At 72.8% G+C, this 839-nt stretch carries 1 protein-coding gene; it reads right to left on the bottom strand.

Annotated elements, in window-relative coordinates; genetic code table 11:
- Positions 1-17: 17 nt before the first annotated feature.
- A partial coding sequence (locus tag KBX39_RS32195; protein ID WP_210874198.1) for an alpha-ketoacid dehydrogenase subunit beta occupies positions 18-839 on the bottom strand: 822 nt, incomplete at its 5' end.

Here is an 839-nt window from a genome sequence, read left to right as displayed (position 1 = left end):
CACTGGTACCTCGCCCTTCACGCGGCCAGGACGCGGTCGACGGCGTCGAGGATCCGGTCCAGGTCGGGCAGGTACTCCTCCTCGACCTTGGCCGGCGGGTACGGCAGGTTGAACCCGCCGACCCGCTCGACCGGCGCCTCCAGCGAGTAGAAGCACCGGCTCGTCACCTGCGCGACGACCTCGGCGCCGAACCCGGCGAACGTGGGGGCCTCGTGGACCACCACCGCCCGCCCGGTACGGCGGACCGACTCCTCGATGGTCGCCACGTCCAGCGGGGAGATGGACCGCAGGTCGATCACCTCGATGTCGCGGCCCTCCTGCGCCGCGGCCTCGGCGGCGGCGACGCAGGTGGCGACGGTGCCGCCGTACGTCAGCAGCGTGACGTCGGCGCCGGGGCGCACGACGCGGGCGCGGTGAAGCGGCATCGGCGGCCCCGCGTCCTCCGGTGTCACCTCGCCCTTGACCCAGTAGCGGCGCTTCGGCTCGTAGAAGATCACCGGGTCGTCACCGGCGACGGCCTGGCGGATCATCCAGTGCGCGTCGTCCGGGCTGGCGCAGTAGACGACCCGCAGCCCGGCGGTGTGCGCGAAGTACGCCTCGTTCGACTCGCTGTGGTGCTCCACCGCGCCGATGCCGCCGCCGACCGGGATGCGCACCACCACCGGCAGGGCGGTACGGCCGCCGGTGCGGGCCCGCATCTTGGCGAGCTGGGAGACGATCTGGTTGAACGCGGGGTAGACGAAGCCGTCGAACTGGATCTCGCAGACCGGGCGGTACCCGCGCAGCGCCAGCCCGATGGCGGTGCCGATGATCCCGGACTCGGCGAGGGTGGTGTCCAC

It is taken from the genome of Micromonospora sp. D75, assembly GCF_018070405.1.
Classification (GTDB): Bacteria; Actinomycetota; Actinomycetes; order Mycobacteriales; family Micromonosporaceae; genus Micromonospora; species Micromonospora chalcea.
The sequence above is the reverse complement of the archived record's forward strand: the minus strand, read 5'-3'. Positions and strand labels throughout refer to the sequence as shown.